The sequence below is a fragment of the Desmonostoc vinosum genome (assembly GCF_059505385.1).
In genome coordinates, this window is record NZ_JCACKM010000068.1 from 1 (window position 1) to 17,201 (window position 17,201).

The window sequence follows — 17,201 nt, forward strand, 5'->3', positions numbered from 1 at the left end:
ATCAAATTAAATAAAACTCTTGTGGGGTGGGCATCTTGCCCGCCCTAATTATGCGAATCAATTTGAAAGTTCTGTAACTTCTGTTGTCGAAGTACTTTGAGTCATAATCGCTACAGGGTCGCTGTGACCATTATTACCATTATTGTTAGCAGATGCGATCGTACTTGTAGTCAAGGTCATTTGCTCCTTGTCGTCTTTAGATTGTGTCGGTGAAGGTAGCCAGTATGCAAGTACACTTGATAACCCACCCCAGTAAAGTGCAATATTCTCTTTATCCCTTGTCAAGCCAATCTGTAATACACATAGCCCCAAGACGATCGCACTAAACAAAACTTGTATACTAAACTTCCACGCTTCTGCATCAAATCTACCTGATTGTCGATTTCCCATAATCTCAAACTTCCAGACAATATCAATAATTTACTCCTGTGTTAGTTTTAACATCATTCATTAGCAGGTTGTTTTTTTTTCATAACTATGCATACTAGGTTGGCTAATTGATCTATAGCCGTAGTTACATAGGCTAGGGACAGTGTTGATTACTCAAAGCCATACTCAGCACTCAGCAGTTTGCTACAGAGAAGAATTTTCTCCCCACTCCCCACTCCCTACTCCCTACGATTAATGCGATTCAGTAACCAAAGTGACGCTACAAGCCCTGCAAAGTGTGCTTGTAGTGTTTGGATGTTTGCCAACACTACAAACATATCCAAACCACTGATAATCGCTTGATTAGCTTGTGGAGAAAATATAAATTGACCTTGAGATAAAGCCCTAAGTGTGAAACTACCTACTATCGCTTGTGCCCCTAAAAGAGTTAATAGTATTCCTACCAAATTTACCCACAACCCTAAACGTAATACTTGCACACTCTCGCTTTTACGGGGGCGGTTGCTGGGATTAGAAGATTGCAATTGGTTGCCAATTCTGGTGTAGCGATAAGCCAAATAAATGCCTGCACCCAATGCCAGGAGTCCACCTATTTCTAATAAAATACCAAAACCCGTTCCTGCATTACTACCAGGCCCACTAGGATTCCGACTAAAAAGGCTGTTCGCTAGCAAAATCACACCAGAAACTACACCTAAGGATAATTGAATCCAAAAGCTAATCCAACCGATGAGGCGAAATGTTTGGGCAATTGCCCGGAGAGTCGAAGAAGACGAAGAGGTGTCAGGGGTTTGCGACATACTGCTCACCAAAGTGCTTGGTGCTTAATAAATTTACCATCACACTTATCAGATTAAATCAGGTATCTCAAGTCCAAAACCTCAGTACTCAATCATTGCTTAAGTGTGTCCACAGGGATTAAAGTTTTAATCTAGACATCTTACTTAGCTGATTTTTCTGGGGTCTGTATTGGCAAAATCACAGGTGAACTAAGTGTTTATTAAGTTTTACAGACAAAAAGGCATTTTACCTGTAAAATTCTTTCGATGCTATTTTATGCTTAAGCAGTTCTAACCAGTTCAGCATCACTAACAGTAAGGCTCTGGCATTGCCACTGTCTCATAGCTCCTCACCGCATTGTATCGAGCTTGGGTACGAAGGAATACAATGCTTTGTGCCTCTAAACTCATAAACCTGTTCCACAACTCAAGGGATGTGGGCAATTATTTAAGTTGATGTTCTGGAAATACAGCCTAGTAACAATATATACTTACTCTTAAGAGTACTTTTGTATACATAACACTCTGGTTGTAGAGTTTACCTAAGGTATTTTTTTAGCCATTCACTAACCATGAAACTTGAGGATATATATCAATTCTTTGAGAATCCTCCGCCAACTTACCTCTGTCAAGAACTAGCAGTGTGTTACATACTGTATGTTTTACTACAAGAAGGTGAATCTTACGGAACTGAGTTGATCCAACGATTAGAAACTGAGTATCCTACCTATAGGCTTTCCGATACCGTGCTGTACAGTGCGATTAAGTTTCTCGAAGACCATAAAGCAATTACTGGATATTGGAAGAAACTCGAAGGGCGAGGACGCCCCAGACGGATGTATCAAATTTCTGTTGAGTGGCAACTGCAATCGCAGGAACTATCTCGTCTTTGGCAAGATTACATCAGCCAAAGGACAAAGTGATGGGATTGGGGATTAGGGATTGGGGATTTAAGAAGAGTTTTTCTTTGTCTTTAGTCCCTAATAACCGATACTAACCAAGGGGCTAGAAAAGTAGGTTCGTAATTCGTAATGACGCTCGAGGACTCGCTACCGCTTCGCTAACGTAATTCGTAATTCAGATATGGTCTGGGTTTCGGGGTTTGAATGTGTTGCCGGATTTTAGAGAATTGGTATTGAACTTCTTTCCCTAGTTCCTAGCCTCTATTCCTTGGTTTCTTTTAAAATGAATAGGTTTCCTCTGTCAAAAAGTAACAATTAGTTATGGATAATGCTGTTCTGCCATCAACGTTGCTGTTAACTTTGTTGTTATTAGTTGGGCTATTTTTCTTCATTCGTGCCTCGACTAAAGACCGCACAGAAACAGTGCAGCTGCAATCTGAGCAAGATGAAGCTATTTTAATGTCTCAATTAAAGGAATATTTTCGTTTGCGCTCTTATCAAGTAGCAGCGGTAGACACAGAACAGAACAAAGTCACTTTTGAAGGTTTTGTTAGACCTAGTTGGTTCTTAGCTGTCTTTTTGTCACTATTAACAGCTGTTGGTCTGGTTTGTCTATCTTTGGTTGTGTCTTTACTTTTTCCCAACCTGAGTAGCGTTTCTTTTCTTATGATACTGCTATCACCTTTGAGCGGTCTATTTTACTGGAAAAAGGCTGGAAGACTTGAGAAAGTGTTGCTCAAATTAGAAGCAATTCAAAGCGAACAACACTCTCCAAGTAAAATTACTGTTATGGCCCATCGAGATGAACTCATTGAGTTACAGAGGGCACTGCCATTAAAGACAATTAGATAGATGATTGTTTTTACGACTATCTTTGAGCCAAAAATTTAAACTTGTGAGCTACTTTTTAAGTAATAGATATTGACATATTCCCCCGTTTAGAAAACGGCGGATTCTGGGGTCAAACAATTATTGCAGGCGTAGCCCGTCTTATATCATCTAACCCGATGGACAATGCCCTGCCCATTAGTTCAATCATACCACCGAATAAATTCGGTTATTCGCTTATATCCCCATGAATGACGCTTTCTTTACGCATCACGACTCGCAAGGAGCAAGAAATAATTGCTGGTGCTTTAATGTTTAGTTTTCCCCACGATTTATGTCGTAGGGAAAAATTGTGGATGTTCTGACAGAGTTGCATTTACCAATCTATCCAGAGCAGAACGCAACTTCACTGGCGTACCTGGATGTGCTTGGCTCTTTTTTTACTCCCTTCTGCATCATTAGACTAGCAACCATCTCATATAGCCTTGTGTGGTTTGAGATTAGTTGATTTTCCAATTGCTTTGGACTAGCCTTGCTGGCAAATTCAGTTACAAGCTAAAAAAAAAAAGAAAATTTTGCATAAACTGATCAGTTTTGCCAGTTAATGATTATCAGAAGGTACTTCTATTGCGTGAGATGATCACTCGTGGATCACCTACTGGCCACAGCAAGAGGTTCTTGACCTACAGGGCCTTCTAAAGTCCGCAGGCTGGGAAATAAGAAATGGTTTTCCTCTACATATTGGGCACCGAATAGACCTTTTTCTGCCCAGAAATAACGGTCTGTGGTGTGTTCATTGCGCTTTACGAGTAGCAATGCTGGTGGCGAAATCCCCTCAGCTTGAATAAATTTCCTCGCTGCTGTCACAGGTTTGTCTTCGCCGCTTTCGATGCTATATTGAGGCACATGTTCGAGAATCCGCCGCCCTTCTTGGCGACGACGACTTTTCCGCTTCCGTCTCCTTGCCAACTTCTTTTCCTCCTCTTTCAAGCTATAGATTGTAGTGATAGCTACAAAATCCGTCGTAATTATAGAAGTTCTAATTCAAAATATCAACAGTTTTTAACCATTTGATACAAGAAAAATAAAACCTTTGCAAATAAATCAGTCAAAAGTAGCTAAGAGCATCATCCTTTGGTACAAAACATGACTATAAAGATTTTAGTCATGCTTTACTAACATAGATAATGGTGATGATCCCCTAACACAAACTCTCAGCTAGAAAATTTAGTTAAGCTTGATCAAATGAGTGGTTAAGACACTCAGCTTCCTCTCAAATCATCCTGCAAAATCTGTAATTCTGAGCAAGAGCCGCAAAATGTTAATGTCTGCCAGTTCTGATTTTCTTGCTCTGTGCCGAGAGCAAATAGCACTACTAACCCAAGGGTTAGGAGCATCTTTGAGTATTGTGTATCTCACGCAGGAATTGGTAGAAGCTTCTACAGGAGAGGCAAAACTGATACCTGTGGTAGTTTATCCAGAGACAGCTATATTGGTGCAAGGGGAGGAAACTGCCCAGGCCACAACACGCAAGCAACTTAAATTTACGAATATTTTGGCGTTACCTAATTATCAAGAAAAATTGTTGCAGCCTGGGTTAGGATTTGAGCAATCATCACAGGATTCTAGTACTCCAGATGCGGCTGCACCTGATTTCAAAGAAGAATACCTATTGAGTGGCAACCAAATTGTTTTACCTATCGTGTATGAGGGTGTGATGATGGGGTTGCTAGTGACAAGTAGGGAAGACCGAGCCTGGAACGATCGCGAGCAGAGTGAAATTCAAAAAATAGCACAAACGATCGCCATCGCTTGTATCTTAGATCAGCGTCGAGCATGGTTGCAACAGCAGTTACATCAGCAACAAGTTCTGCAAGAACAGCAGCGAGATTTATTAGATAATTTATTGCATCAGTTTCGCAATCCGTTGACAGCGATCCGCACCTTTGGTAAACTCCTCCTGAAGCGATTGCGCTCAGCAGACCCCAACCGCGATGTCGCTACTAGCATTGTGCGGGAAAGCGATCGCCTCCAAGAATTACTGCAACAATTTGATCAAGTTCTTGACTGGAAAGATCCAGATTTAGCACCTTTGCGACTCCCAGAAAACGAAGTATTTGTAGAAGCAACTGTGCAAACAGAATCAAAGCCAGCATTGTTATTACCTGGAACAGGAGAAAAAGTAACCAATTGTGCTTTAACTGATTTATTAGCACCATTATTAGTTTCAGCAAAAGCCATAGCACAAGAGCGAAATATCCGATTGGTTACAGAAATACCACCGAAATTGCCATTAGTACGTGCCAATGTCAAAGCCTTACAAGAAGTACTAAATAATATCATTGATAATGCACTGAAATATACTCCAACAGGTGGCAAGATATCTATCCAAGTTGGACAAGAAAAACCACACTTTCAAGGAATTGCTATTAGTGATAATGGGCCTGGCATTCCACCAGAAGATTTGGAACATCTTGGTGAACGGCATTATCGCGGTGTACAAGCACAAACAAAAATTCCGGGCACAGGTTTGGGATTAGCTATCGCTAAACAATTAATCGAGCAAATGCAAGGGAAAATTGAAGTTTTCAGCCCAGCAATTAACTCCAATATCACCTCACCCAAATCACCAGGAACTACATTTATTATTTGGTTGCCAAAAGTAGATAATTTTTAAGAAAGACTATAGGCTAGAGAATCTCCATAATTTAACATAGGAGGTTTAATATTATTTAAACAAAAATATAGCACCGTATTTTTACGGTTAGCTATGCATACTGATTTATAGCAATATGAAGCTTGCATAAAGCTTTTGGAGGTTTCACCATGCTGAGATTTATCCGCTTGTGGAACTCAATTTATCGTTGGCGTCACTTGCTGGGGCACTGCTTTTTCATTGTCAGCATCTTTGTGGTTTTAATTGTTGATCTAGGGAAAATAGATTGGATCGTTTTGACGATGATGCTGTTGCTTGGCTTTGTGATCTGGCGAAATGCCCACTTGTTCAGTCAGCTGGAATGGATTTACCAACAGGCAAAAAAAAAGCTAATGGAGTCAGAATATCAGTTTCATCAAGTGTTTGAACAAGCGCCTTTTGTGATGCAGCTTTATGCAAACGATGGTACTCTACTGCAAACAAACCAAGTGTGGGAAGAAGTTTGGGGTGATTCTCGTAATGTCTTAAAAGGCTATAACGTTTTGCAGGACGCACAAATTGCTAGCCTTGGACATTTGCCCTATCTCAAACGAGTATTTGCGGGAGAAACTGTCACCTTCCCCCCGTTATTTTATAACCCTGCGCTTAATGGTCATCAAGGGCGTTCTCGATGGTTGGAGGGGTCTGCTTACCCGATTAAAAATGATACAGGTAAAGTAGATAAAGTTGTATTAGTGACGAAAGACATTACAGATTACAAGCAAGCAGAAGTCGCACTACAACTGAGTCAAGAACAATTACATTATGCCAACAAAGCACTAGAAACTAGAGTTGCAGAACGAACAGCAGAACTGGCCCAGGCGAATATACTGCTACAAAATGCTCAAGAGCGTTGGCAATTGGTTATTCAGGGAAGCCAGGACGGGATTTGGGACTGGAACATCGTTACAGGAAAAACGTTGCGATCGCATCAGTGTAGCAAGCTTTTAGGGTACGAACCCAACGAAATCAGCAATAGTAATCAACAGTGGATGAACCGTATCCATCCAGACGATATAGATCGGGTCAAATTAATCAATTTGGCTTACTTAACACAAAAAATCCCGAACTATGCTACAGAATACCGCTATAGATGTAAAGATGGCAGCTACCGATGGTTTCAGTCAAAAGCCAAAGCGGTTTGGGATGAGCAGGGGAATCCGCAGCGGATGGTAGGTTCGATGCGGGATATTACCGCTCAAAAGCAAATTGAGATTGCTTTACAAGAAAGCGAAGAGCGGTTGCAACTAGCATTTGAAGCGTCTGGAGACGGGTTGTGGGACTGGAATATTGTTACAGGTGAAGTTTATTTTAGTCCCCAATGGCTAGAAATGCTGGGATACAGTGTTGGTGAGCTTCCTGGTGAGGTTAGTACTTGGGAGCGGTTAATTCATCCAGAGGATCAGCCTTGGGTGATGGAACGATTGAATGCCTATTTGCAAGATCGTTTCCAGCCTTACGATTTTGACTATCGAGTTTTGACTAAATCGGGTGAATGGAAATGGATTAGTAATTATGGCAAGGTTGTTGCTTGTGATCAGCAGGGTAAGCCGATCCGGATGACAGGAACTCACAAGGATATTAGCGATCGCAAACAAGCAGAAGAAGCACTCCAGGAGCGATCGCAACACCTAGCAACTGTCATCGCCGCCCAACAAGAAATTACTAAAAATGGTCTCGATTTAACTCAGGTGATGTCCTTGATTGTTGATCGCGCCCAACAGTTAACTCATGCCGATGGGGCTGTAATTGCCATGGTAGAAGGCAAACAACTAGTATACCATGCGGCCAGTGGCATCGCTGCTACCCGTGTAGGATTAAGCTTCCCAGTCACCACGAGTTTGTGTGGACGATGTGTTGAGACAGGAGAAATTTTAGGCTGTGAAGATACAGCAACCGACCCACGAGTTGACATCACCGCTTGTCAAAGTATTGGTGTTCGGTCACTAGTTGCTATCCCGCTATTTCAACAAGAGAAATGCGTTGGTGTTCTCAAAATCCTCTCAAGCACTAATCACGCCTTCACAGAACAGAGTATCCAGACGCTACAACTGATTGCAGGTTTTTTGACCGACACCATTCTTATAGCTTCCGAGTTTCAAGCTAAAAACAAGTTATTGACTGCTTTAGAACGAAGCGAGACGCGATATCGGTCTGTAATTGCAGCCATGGCAGAAGGTGTAGTCTTGCAGGACGCACATGGGGCGATTTGTGCCAGCAACGCCAGTGCAGAAGAAATTTTAGGCTTGTCATTAGACCAAATGATGGGACGCACATCGATAGATTCCCTTTGGCGGACGATTCACGAAGATGGTTCCCCCTTCCTGGGAGAGCAACACCCTGCAATGGTGACATTGCGGACAGGTGAACCTTGTCAAAATGTGATCATGGGAGTTCATAAACCACAAGGTAGCATGGCGTGGATTTCGATTAATACTCAACCACTGGTTCATCCAGGTGAAATAACTCCCTATGCAGTGGTGACATCTTTCTCTGATATCACTGATCGCCAGCAAGCTGAGGAGGAAATTCTTTTGCTGCAAAAACTCGCGTTGGAAATTGGAGAGTCCTCAGATTTCAACTCGGCATTAGGGCAAGTTTTACGCTCAATTTGTCAAACATCAAATTGGCAGTATGGGGAAGCCTGGATTCCTTGTCAGCAAAGCAATGTCTTAAAATGTAATCCCGCTTTTTACATCAATGTCAATAGGAATATCGAGCATTTATTCCATTTGCTAGCATTTAGATCAGCAACCGAAGCATTAGAATTTTCATTGGGAACGGGATTGCCTGGAAGAGTTTGGGCGTCGCAGCAACCAGAGTGGCAAGAGGATGTTTCCCAACAATCAGAGCAAGTTTTTCTCCGTTGCCAGAGTGCTGGTGAAAACTTCATTAAAACTGGATTGGGAATTCCAGTCATAGCTAATGGTCAGGTACTCGCGGTACTTGTATTTTTTAAATTTGAGGTAGTCGCTGAAAACAAACGGATGGTCAAGAACCTGATGGTGATTGCTGCTCAGTTAAGTTTAGTGCTGAAACGTAAACAAGTAGAAGCCGCACTTCAGGAAAGTGAAGCACGTTTCCAAGCCTTTATGAACCACAATCCGGTTGTTGCGTTTATGAAGGATGAAGCCGGGCGCTACGTTTATGCTAATCAATCACTGGAGCGTATTTTTAACGTTAACTATGCTGATTTGTTGGGGAAGACAGATTTCGATTGGCTACCGGAAGAGATAGCAAGACAGTTAAGTGAAAATGACGCTACTGTTTTGGCAACAGGACAAGTTATGGAAGTTATTGAAACTGTTCCCACGCCGGATGGTATTCTTTATTACTGGTTGGTTTTTAAGTTCCCCTTTCAAGATGCAGCGGGGGCTAAGTATGTCGGTGGTGTAGCTGTTGATATTACAGAGCGCAAGCGCATGGAAGAAGCGCTTTTTCAGGAAAAAGAATTAGCTCAAGTGACGTTACACTCGATTGGTGATGCAGTAATTACCACAGATGCAATAGGCAAAATTGAATACTTCAACCCGATCGCAGAAAATTTAACCGGCTGGAGTCAACAGGAGGTACGAGGATTACCGTTGGTTGAGGTATTTAAAATTGTTAACGAAAACACACGAGAACCTGTAGAAAACCCTGTAGAAAAAGCATTACAGCAAGGTCAAATTGTTGAGCTTGCCAACCACACAATCTTGATTACTCGTAGCGGTGATGAGACGGCGATTGAGGATTCTGCCTCACCCATACGCGATCGCAACGGACAAATGATTGGTGCAGTCATGGTGTTTCATGATGTCACTCAGAATCGGACTCTTTCACGTCAACTATCTTGGCAAGCCAGCCATGATGCTTTGACCGAATTGCCCAACCGTCGTGAGTTTGAGCAACGACTCGCACAAGCTTTGAGTTTTGCCAAGTCAGACAATCAAGTCCATGCCCTATGTTACTTGGATCTTGATCGCTTTAAGATTATCAATGATACCTGCGGTCATACGGCTGGAGACGAATTATTACGCCAAATCACTACTTTATTACAAAAGCAAATTCGTAAAAGCGATACACTAGCAAGGCTGGGAGGCGATGAATTTGGCGTGTTACTCAATCAATGTACACTAGAGCAAGCTTTATGGGTTGCCAATAAACTGCGTGAATGTGTTCAGGAGTTCCGGTTTGTTTGGCAAGAGCAAATCTTCTCAATTGGAGTCAGTATTGGCTTAGTGAGTATTGATGCTGACACTGAAAACCTGACAGAAATTATTAGTGCCGCTGATGCAGCTTGCTATACTGCCAAAAACCGGGGGCGCAATCGGGTATATGTCGTCCGGACTGATGATCAAGAGTTAATGCAACAGCGTGGTGAAATGCAATGGGTTAACCGCATTGCTCAAGCTTTGGAGGGCGATCAATTTTGTCTCTATGCTCAACCCATTGCTAGTATTAACCCAACTGCCCACAATGGTGAACATTATGAAGTGTTGTTGCGTCTGCGGGATGAGCAAGGAAACCTAGTGTCACCAATGACGTTTATTCCGGCAGCGGAACGCTACAACTTGATGCACTTGATTGATCGTTGGGTAATTCGTAGCCTTTTCAAGGATTGGTCAAAGGTGGTCAACAATGAAGAAAGTATCTACGCGATTAATCTATCTGGCTCTAGCATCAACGATGATCAGTTTATCGAGTTTTTATATGAGCAGTTTGCCTCACACCCAATCGCACCTCAACGCATTTGCTTTGAGATTACTGAGACAGTGGCGATTGCTAATCTCACAAAAGCCAGTCAATTTATTCAGGAACTGCAAACTCTCGGTTGTCGTTTCGCGTTGGATGATTTTGGGGCAGGGATGTCATCGTTTGCTTACCTCAAGTCTCTACCAGTGGACTACTTAAAAATCGACGGTGGGTTTATCCGCAATATTGTTGATAATTCTGTGGATGATGCGATCGTTGCAGCAATTACATATATTGGCAATGTTATGGGCATTCGGACGATCGCAGAATTCGTGGAGAATAAAGCTATTTTAGAGCGAATTACAGCACTAGGAATTGATTACGCACAAGGCTATGGAATTGCAGAACCACGTCCGTTGATAGCTAGTGTTGACTGAAATTACCGAACTAATAAGTCTCATAAAATTAAGCGATCGCCACTACAAATATACTGAGCGATCGCTAATTCAGATATGATTAAAATCACGACTTAACAAAGCAGTAATTTTAATAGCGGTATGAGTATAGTGTTAAGTCAGAGTCGAGTGTAAGTCTCAAATCTTGTTCAGGTCTGATCACAAAAACATCAGCTTCTTTTTTGCGTAACAACACACTTGCTAAAGCACCCGCAGCAGCACCACCAAGAGGTTCTAATAATTCAATTTTGCGGTTGCCCGTAATTAAGGAAATGACAGTAGCAGCACCTGCACCAATCGCTGCATCAGTTAATATATTGCCAGTATCGGCTCCTTTAGAAATTCTTTCAGTTCTAGTATATGTCCGAGAACTTGCATTAATCTGCTGACGCCGATTAGAAGAAAATACTAGTTCTCTGGCTACGAATCGCACACCTTTTCTAGTGTTGCTATCTCTATCTGTGGAATAGTCTCTATCTGTGGGATAATCTCTATCTCTCGAATAATCTCTATCTAGATTTACAGATTCTAACCTACCAACCACCTGAGTTCCAGCAGGTATTAATACATTTCTATTTCTGTCGATAATGTCATTGGCAATCCTTAGTGTCAGGTCTGCGCTTTCCCCAGGAGAAACGACAACTTTTTCTTTCTCGTAGGTGACAGGAAAAGCAACTCCAGAAGGAATGGTAATGTTTCTATTATATTGTTGCCCAATCCTGTTATTGTATTGTGCGTTAGCAGGAGCAAAGGTAAATAGAGGAGCAACTACACTTGTGGTAATTGCCGTTGCCATGATTGCGGCAGTTCCAGATTTCCAGCGATGAATGCGAAGCATAGGACGGTTTGGGTTTGGATTTATGATGTAGCTAATGACGCGGGTTGACTGAGATAGTTTCTGAAATTCATCAAACCTGTCTATCTTATATTTTATATCCTTGATAAAAACATCAGCTACCCGACTTTCTCACTTTCAAACTGCTATTGAGAATTACCAACTTTTGGGATTGAACTCTCAATTAGCTAGTGTTCATCTTATTACATCAAATTTATAGCAAAAAGCTAGATATCGTCACCAAGATGTAGAAACTCAAATTTTCGGAACATAAATATTTCAATTAATAGCCAATTTTTTTTATCAATTTTATTGATTTGTTTAATAAGATTCGCATTTCCGCAACTGAAGCGTTTTGTATGATAAATATCATATACATTTTAGTAGCATAAAATATGCATTTATGTTCAATTTTACCTTTTGAAACTATATTAATAATTTCCTTTTTCCATAAAATGAAGATAGTTCCAATTTCAGAGGACATCAAAAAATGGCAGTTGAGAATTTTCAATTAGATGAATTAGAAGAAATAGTAGACCTATCTGATGAGCAACAAAAAGCGATTATTGGTGGGGCAGCACAGTGTACATATAAAGGACAAACCTCCTCAGAAGGTTCTAGAGTCACGATGGATGATGGCGTTACACGTACTTGCTTATCTAATGGTACGTGGGGTTAAAATACTCTCTTTGCCAGAATCATCTTTCTTTTGTCGCTTTGGCAGAGAATAATCTCTAGCCCTTGTTATTAGGCGCTTTCGCAACCGAAAAATTGATAAAACACGCATTAGTTATATATGTAGATGTAAAGCGGTTTGTTATCAGATATCGCCTAATACATAATTATCTTTGAGGATATTTTTCCAAAGTGACAAGGATACTCTTAAATGCTGATTAATAGTTTTAATAGGTATATTGTCAATCACAAGGAAGCAAATTTCAATGGAAAATCATTCAAAAAAATATAGTCGTCAGGCTGAAATTGATAACTTAATTCAAAATGCTGTAAGTCAAGCAGTGGTACGACGATACCAATTTTTGAACTTAGAAAATGATCTATCGACTTTATCTGATGAGGAAGTAACAAGAATTATCGGTGGACAAAGTAACATCTTGGGCAGTGCAACAACAGTTGGCCGAATTCCTAATAATTTGTTCTAATCACTGTACGTTCGCTCATTTTTGAAGGGTAAGAGGAATTAATGCCTGATTGTCGAAGGAAAAAACCTTATTCGAGGATCTGATTGTAGTGATGCCATATAATACATGGAGAAAGAAATCGAGCTAGGAAAAGGTAAGGGTAGCCAGAAGGAAGTGCTTGACTTATCAGACAAAACCGCATCAGCGATCGCTAGTTGGATAAAAGACTAAAATTAAACTAAACCTCTTGTCTAATTGGTAGAAAAAGGCTAAATAAGGTCTATGACCATAACTACCTATAAGTGGACAATTGAACGCTATCACCAAGCAATAGAAGCAGGTATTTTTGACGACCAGCCGATTGAACTATTGCGCGGCGATCTTATTGTTATGCCCCCAGAAAGAGAACCTCACGCATACTACAACACAGAAGCCGCTGATTATCTCCGCATATTGCTCGGTGAACGGGTAAAAATCCGCGATGCCAAACCTATCACCCTGCCAAACGACTCAGAACCTGCCCCCGATATTGCCATTGTCAAACCTTTAGGTGAGGTTTACCTACAACACCATCCTTACCCTGAAGATATTTTCTGGATTATCGAATTCTCCAAAGCCACCCTCAGCAAAGATTTAGGTAAGAAAAAAGAAATCTACGCGGAGGTTGGCATTACTGAATACTGGGTTGTTAACCTGAAGACTTCGCAATTGCAAGTCTTTCGTGATTTGAAAAATGGACAATACACAACTGAACTGAGACTAACCACAGGTACTATTTCACCCCTAGCCTTTCCTGATATATCCGTCCAAGTTGAACGCCTCATAGGTGTAGCGAAAAGACAGAAGTAATCAAACTATGCATACATAAATAATGAGGGCATTAGCTAGTTGCCAATACCCTCAAAGAAACCTATAAGTTTAAGTTATGTTTTAGGCGATCGCAGCTGCAAGTGACTCATTGGCTGCTTGCTTCAACAATTCTGCCTTATCGATTTGTTCCCAAGGCAAATCTAGATCAGCTCGACCAAAGTGACCGTAAGCTGCGACGTCCTGATAAAAACGTCCGCCTCGTTCGCTTGGCAGGTTGCGTAAATTGAAGGTATGGATAATCCCAGCTGGACGCAGTTCAAAGTGCTGCTTGACTAATTCCAGCAGAGTGTCATCATCCAGTTTGCCAGTACCAAAGGTATCCAACAAAATACTCACCGGTCGCGCTACACCAATGGCATAACTTAACTGAACTTCGCACTTATCAGCCAACCCAGCAGCAACAATATTTTTCGCTACATAGCGGGCTGCATAAGCGGCGGAACGGTCTACTTTAGTGGGGTCTTTACCAGAGAAAGCGCCACCACCATGACGTGAATAACCACCATAGGTGTCAACAATGATTTTCCGTCCCGTGAGACCAGAATCACCTTGGGGGCCACCAACAACAAATTTACCGGTCGGATTGACCAAAAAGCGCGTCTGTTGGTCTGGCTTAATATCGAGGTCGCCAAAAATCGGTTCGACTACTGCGGCCCAGAGATCTTCTTTAATCTTGGCTTGCACTGCGGCTTCATCTGTAATTTCACCGATGCTAGCTGTATGCTGAGTGGAAACTAAGATGGTATCGATACCTACAGGACGACCATCTTCGTATGCCACTGTGACTTGGGTTTTGCCGTCGGGCCGTAGGTATGGCAACTCGCCTGTTTTGCGGACTGCTGCCAATCTGCGAGCAATACGGTGAGCTAGACTGATAGGTAAGGGCATCAATTCTGGTGTTTCGTTGCTGGCAAAGCCAAACATGATACCTTGATCGCCTGCACCAATCTTATCAAATAGTTCATCACTGTCTTGCTGACGGGTTTCTTGGGCGACGTTAACACCTTGAGCAATATCAGGCGATTGTTCGTCCAAAGCCACTAAAACGCTGGTGCTATTAGCAGAAAAGCCATTATCGGCATCAGTATAGCCAATTTCAGCAATTTTCTTCCGGGCGAGATTTACATAGTTAACGTTGGCTTTAGTAGTAATTTCGCCTGTAATCAATACCAATCCAGTATTAACTACTACTTCAGCAGCGACACGGCTAGCTGGGTCTTGTGTGAGTAGGGCATCGATAATCGTATCAGAAATCTGATCGCAGATTTTATCTGGATGACCCTCAGTAACAGACTCGGAGGTAAATAAATATCGACGAGACAAAGGAAATTCCTCCTTACGAGTTTTTTGGCTGACTAAATGTTGGTATTCAGTTCAGCTAAAATTTCTGGAATCATAACAATATTGACATATTCAGTAGTTAGTGTGTTCTAAATTTAAGAAAAACAAGAATTAAGGCTAAGTAAAGCCATTGATAAAAAAAAGGGGGACACTTTTGGATGTCCCCACAGGCTTTGACACAAACACTGCTGTTTTAAACTTGAACTGCTAACTTTGCTTCCTTTGCTGTTACTCGCTCATAAGCAGCTCGCATTTTTAAACCTGTAAGCACTTGGAATAAACCAGTTCCATTATTGGAACCAGGATACTCGCGGTGCTGGAGTAATAAGTGAGTCATCTCACCTTGGAATTTGGTGGATGTATTGCTCAAATGAGTTTCAATGTAAATTACTTCTTCCAAGTTATCGAATTGACCATCTACTTCCAATACGGTAACATAGCGTCCATAGTAGACGTCTGAACCATAATAGAGTTGCATTCCAGGATAAGAACAAGTCAGCTTGCGTCCACAAGGAGTCCACTGAATTGTTGACCCTTCATCAAACAGGTAGACTGGCTCAAAACCTTCTTTGCCTTCCCGCTGGAGCATACGTACCCGCAAAACTTTCCGGTCTTTGTCGTCTTTGATTAAGTTAGTGGGCAATACTTGGAGAACTACATCAGCAAATTCTCTCTGTGGTTCGATGTATTTAGTAAAATCAGGTTTGCGTGAGTTGATTTGAGCTAAAACATCTTCGTAGCGATGACCACGTTCAGCCATGTCTCGCTGGATTTTCCAAGCAATTTTGACTTCATCGCTAATGTCGAAATAGACGCTGAAATCGATCAGCGATCGCACCCGCTCATCATATAAAGGATGCAGCCCTTCAATCACTATAATGTGATTTGGCTCAATCCTTTCTGGCGGATCAATCAAGCCGGTTTCGTGGTTATAAATCGGCTTATCAATTGCTTGACCATTTTTGAGCGCTTTGATTTGCTCATACATCAAGTCAAAATTGTTTGCCCTAGGATCAAGTGCAGTGATTCCTGTTTCTTTGCGCTGTTTACGATCTAATGAATGATAATCATCCAAACAGATGACTGTCATTAATTCTTCACCAAACAAATCTATCAAACGACGCAAAAACGTAGATTTACCGCACCCGGAGTCTCCGGCTACTCCAATCAGTACCACGCGTTCCGGCTTACTTGTCATAAATCTCCTCTGAATGCTAAAGATGTGTCAATGTGTCAATCAATAATTTTTCACACAGCAGATTTTGAAGCTAGGAGTTTACCCCTCTGGTTTATCCTGCGTTCTTGCTATCCAGTACATACATGAAATACTCAACAAGTGGCAACAAACGTAATATTCGTTACTCGTTAGCTCAATCAAAATTTGAGTACTGGTAAGTATTTAATCCTAGTGGTATATTTGATCTTAACAGAAGGCGCTACTCCATACAAGATTTACTGTCAAGACGAATCTAGCGATTCACCAAATTATCTTCAGGATTTAGTTGTTGATTTTCTCAAAGTGAAAATTATTACCCGTAAATGATGTGTAATGATTTAGCTATTTTTTTGTATCTCTATTACTTAAGTTTATCGGGTATGGTTCTATCTGGCAGCGATTTCGAGAAAATTTCTAATTCTAATTGCTTTCAACTTCGATTAGTAAAAGTGTTTAATTGCTCTGTAACCCAATATTCCAGCAGGTTTTATTGCTGTTAGGAGTTCCCTGCCCGTTGGAGCAACCTTTCGCACACAAGGGCTTGGTCATGCAATTTTTGGATATACTTAGGTACCAGCACGAAGCTGATAGGAAGGCACTCATAGAGGTTGACATATTTTTCACATCAAGTAAAACTGATTTATAGTTGCTTATATCGCTTTCCTCATATAGTAGTGTTAATAGCTGAAATTACCTTGGTTGAAGAATTAATCGCAACTAGGGTTAAAGATATAGCTAAGAACATTCTGGGAGAAAAAGACAGTTGGGAATAAAACCAATCGGAAAGTTTGTTTCCGATGCTGGCATACCCCAGTGTGAACGCTCAGCAAAAGCAATCGTTAAGGTAGCTTTTAGAGTCAAACTGAATGGTAGCTTTTACCAATCAAAACCGACCACCTAACCATGTCTGCCATTGCAATTTGCTTGTTGAGTAGCAGCAGCTATCTACCAAATGGAAGTAGCAGTTCACGAAAAAAAGATTAAATTGACTCACTATTAACATTCTCCAAAAGACTTATCCTTTACCTTAGAAGGTGAACAGGTGTGTTTTTTGCAATGCCTACGTGGCTTTGGTGA

Annotated in this window: 15 protein-coding genes; 9 read left to right on the forward strand and 6 right to left on the reverse strand. The window is 41.3% G+C overall.

The window, feature by feature from the left end; genetic code table 11:
- Positions 1-57: 57 nt before the first annotated feature.
- A complete protein-coding gene (locus tag AC5JMF_RS11950) occupies positions 58-390 on the reverse strand; it encodes a hypothetical protein (RefSeq protein WP_495795932.1) in 333 nt (110 codons plus the stop codon).
- Between the two features lie 218 nt (positions 391-608).
- The gene (locus AC5JMF_RS11955) at positions 609-1,190 is read right to left on the reverse strand and encodes a DUF3611 family protein (protein WP_495795933.1); all 582 of its coding nucleotides are present in this window, start codon (positions 1,188-1,190) and stop codon (positions 609-611) included.
- A 551-nt stretch (positions 1,191-1,741) separates the two neighbouring features.
- On the opposite strand from AC5JMF_RS11955, the gene AC5JMF_RS11960 reads away from it, so the two are divergent.
- Together AC5JMF_RS11960 and AC5JMF_RS11965 are read left to right on the forward strand one after the other, a co-directional pair.
- Positions 1,742-2,092 carry a PadR family transcriptional regulator gene (locus AC5JMF_RS11960; protein WP_495795934.1) on the forward strand — a complete coding sequence of 117 codons (351 nt, stop codon included), beginning with the start codon at positions 1,742-1,744 and terminating at the stop codon, positions 2,090-2,092.
- Positions 2,093-2,392: 300 nt separating this feature from the next.
- Positions 2,393-2,923 carry a cofactor assembly of complex C subunit B gene (locus tag AC5JMF_RS11965; RefSeq protein ID WP_495795935.1) on the forward strand — a complete coding sequence of 177 codons (531 nt, stop codon included), beginning with the start codon at positions 2,393-2,395 and terminating at the stop codon, positions 2,921-2,923.
- 627 nt (positions 2,924-3,550) lie between these two features.
- Here AC5JMF_RS11965 and AC5JMF_RS11970 read toward each other — a convergent pair.
- Positions 3,551-3,868 carry a DUF3155 domain-containing protein gene (locus AC5JMF_RS11970; protein WP_495795936.1) on the reverse strand — a complete coding sequence of 106 codons (318 nt, stop codon included), beginning with the start codon at positions 3,866-3,868 and terminating at the stop codon, positions 3,551-3,553.
- A 349-nt stretch (positions 3,869-4,217) separates the two neighbouring features.
- On the opposite strand from AC5JMF_RS11970, the gene AC5JMF_RS11975 reads away from it, so the two are divergent.
- Positions 4,218-5,576, forward strand: a complete 1,359-nt coding sequence (locus AC5JMF_RS11975; protein WP_495795937.1) for a GAF domain-containing sensor histidine kinase — start codon at positions 4,218-4,220, stop codon at positions 5,574-5,576.
- Between the two features lie 149 nt (positions 5,577-5,725).
- A complete protein-coding gene (locus AC5JMF_RS11980; protein WP_495795938.1) occupies positions 5,726-10,705 on the forward strand; it encodes a PAS domain S-box protein in 4,980 nt (1,659 codons plus the stop codon).
- 109 nt (positions 10,706-10,814) lie between these two features.
- Here the strand turns inward: AC5JMF_RS11980 and AC5JMF_RS11985 are convergent, their stop codons facing one another.
- Complete coding sequence (locus AC5JMF_RS11985) at positions 10,815-11,561, reverse strand: conjugal transfer protein TrbI (RefSeq protein ID WP_495795939.1); 747 nt, start codon at positions 11,559-11,561, stop codon at positions 10,815-10,817.
- 487 nt (positions 11,562-12,048) lie between these two features.
- Between AC5JMF_RS11985 and AC5JMF_RS11990 the strand changes: the two genes are divergently transcribed.
- The 3 genes from AC5JMF_RS11990 to AC5JMF_RS12000 all read left to right on the forward strand — a co-directional run bounded on the left by AC5JMF_RS11990 (position 12,049) and on the right by AC5JMF_RS12000 (position 13,546).
- Positions 12,049-12,237, forward strand: a complete 189-nt coding sequence (locus AC5JMF_RS11990) for a hypothetical protein (RefSeq protein WP_495795940.1) — start codon at positions 12,049-12,051, stop codon at positions 12,235-12,237.
- Positions 12,238-12,499: 262 nt separating this feature from the next.
- Complete coding sequence (locus AC5JMF_RS11995) at positions 12,500-12,718, forward strand: hypothetical protein (RefSeq protein WP_495795941.1); 219 nt, start codon at positions 12,500-12,502, stop codon at positions 12,716-12,718.
- A gap of 261 nt (positions 12,719-12,979) precedes the next feature.
- Positions 12,980-13,546, forward strand: a complete 567-nt coding sequence (locus AC5JMF_RS12000; RefSeq protein ID WP_495795942.1) for a Uma2 family endonuclease — start codon at positions 12,980-12,982, stop codon at positions 13,544-13,546.
- Between the two features lie 81 nt (positions 13,547-13,627).
- On the opposite strand, the gene metK is transcribed toward AC5JMF_RS12000, so the two are convergent.
- Together metK and AC5JMF_RS12010 are read right to left on the reverse strand one after the other, a co-directional pair.
- Positions 13,628-14,890, reverse strand: coding sequence for a methionine adenosyltransferase (metK, locus tag AC5JMF_RS12005; RefSeq protein ID WP_495795943.1), 1,263 nt, complete (start codon positions 14,888-14,890; stop codon positions 13,628-13,630).
- Positions 14,891-15,101: 211 nt separating this feature from the next.
- Positions 15,102-16,106, reverse strand: coding sequence for a phosphoribulokinase (locus AC5JMF_RS12010; protein WP_495795944.1), 1,005 nt, complete (start codon positions 16,104-16,106; stop codon positions 15,102-15,104).
- A 210-nt stretch (positions 16,107-16,316) separates the two neighbouring features.
- Between AC5JMF_RS12010 and AC5JMF_RS12015 the strand changes: the two genes are divergently transcribed.
- Complete coding sequence (locus AC5JMF_RS12015) at positions 16,317-16,451, forward strand: hypothetical protein (RefSeq protein ID WP_495795945.1); 135 nt, start codon at positions 16,317-16,319, stop codon at positions 16,449-16,451.
- Between the two features lie 281 nt (positions 16,452-16,732).
- Complete coding sequence (locus AC5JMF_RS12020) at positions 16,733-16,897, forward strand: hypothetical protein (protein WP_495795946.1); 165 nt, start codon at positions 16,733-16,735, stop codon at positions 16,895-16,897.
- Positions 16,898-17,201: the final 304 nt, after the last annotated feature.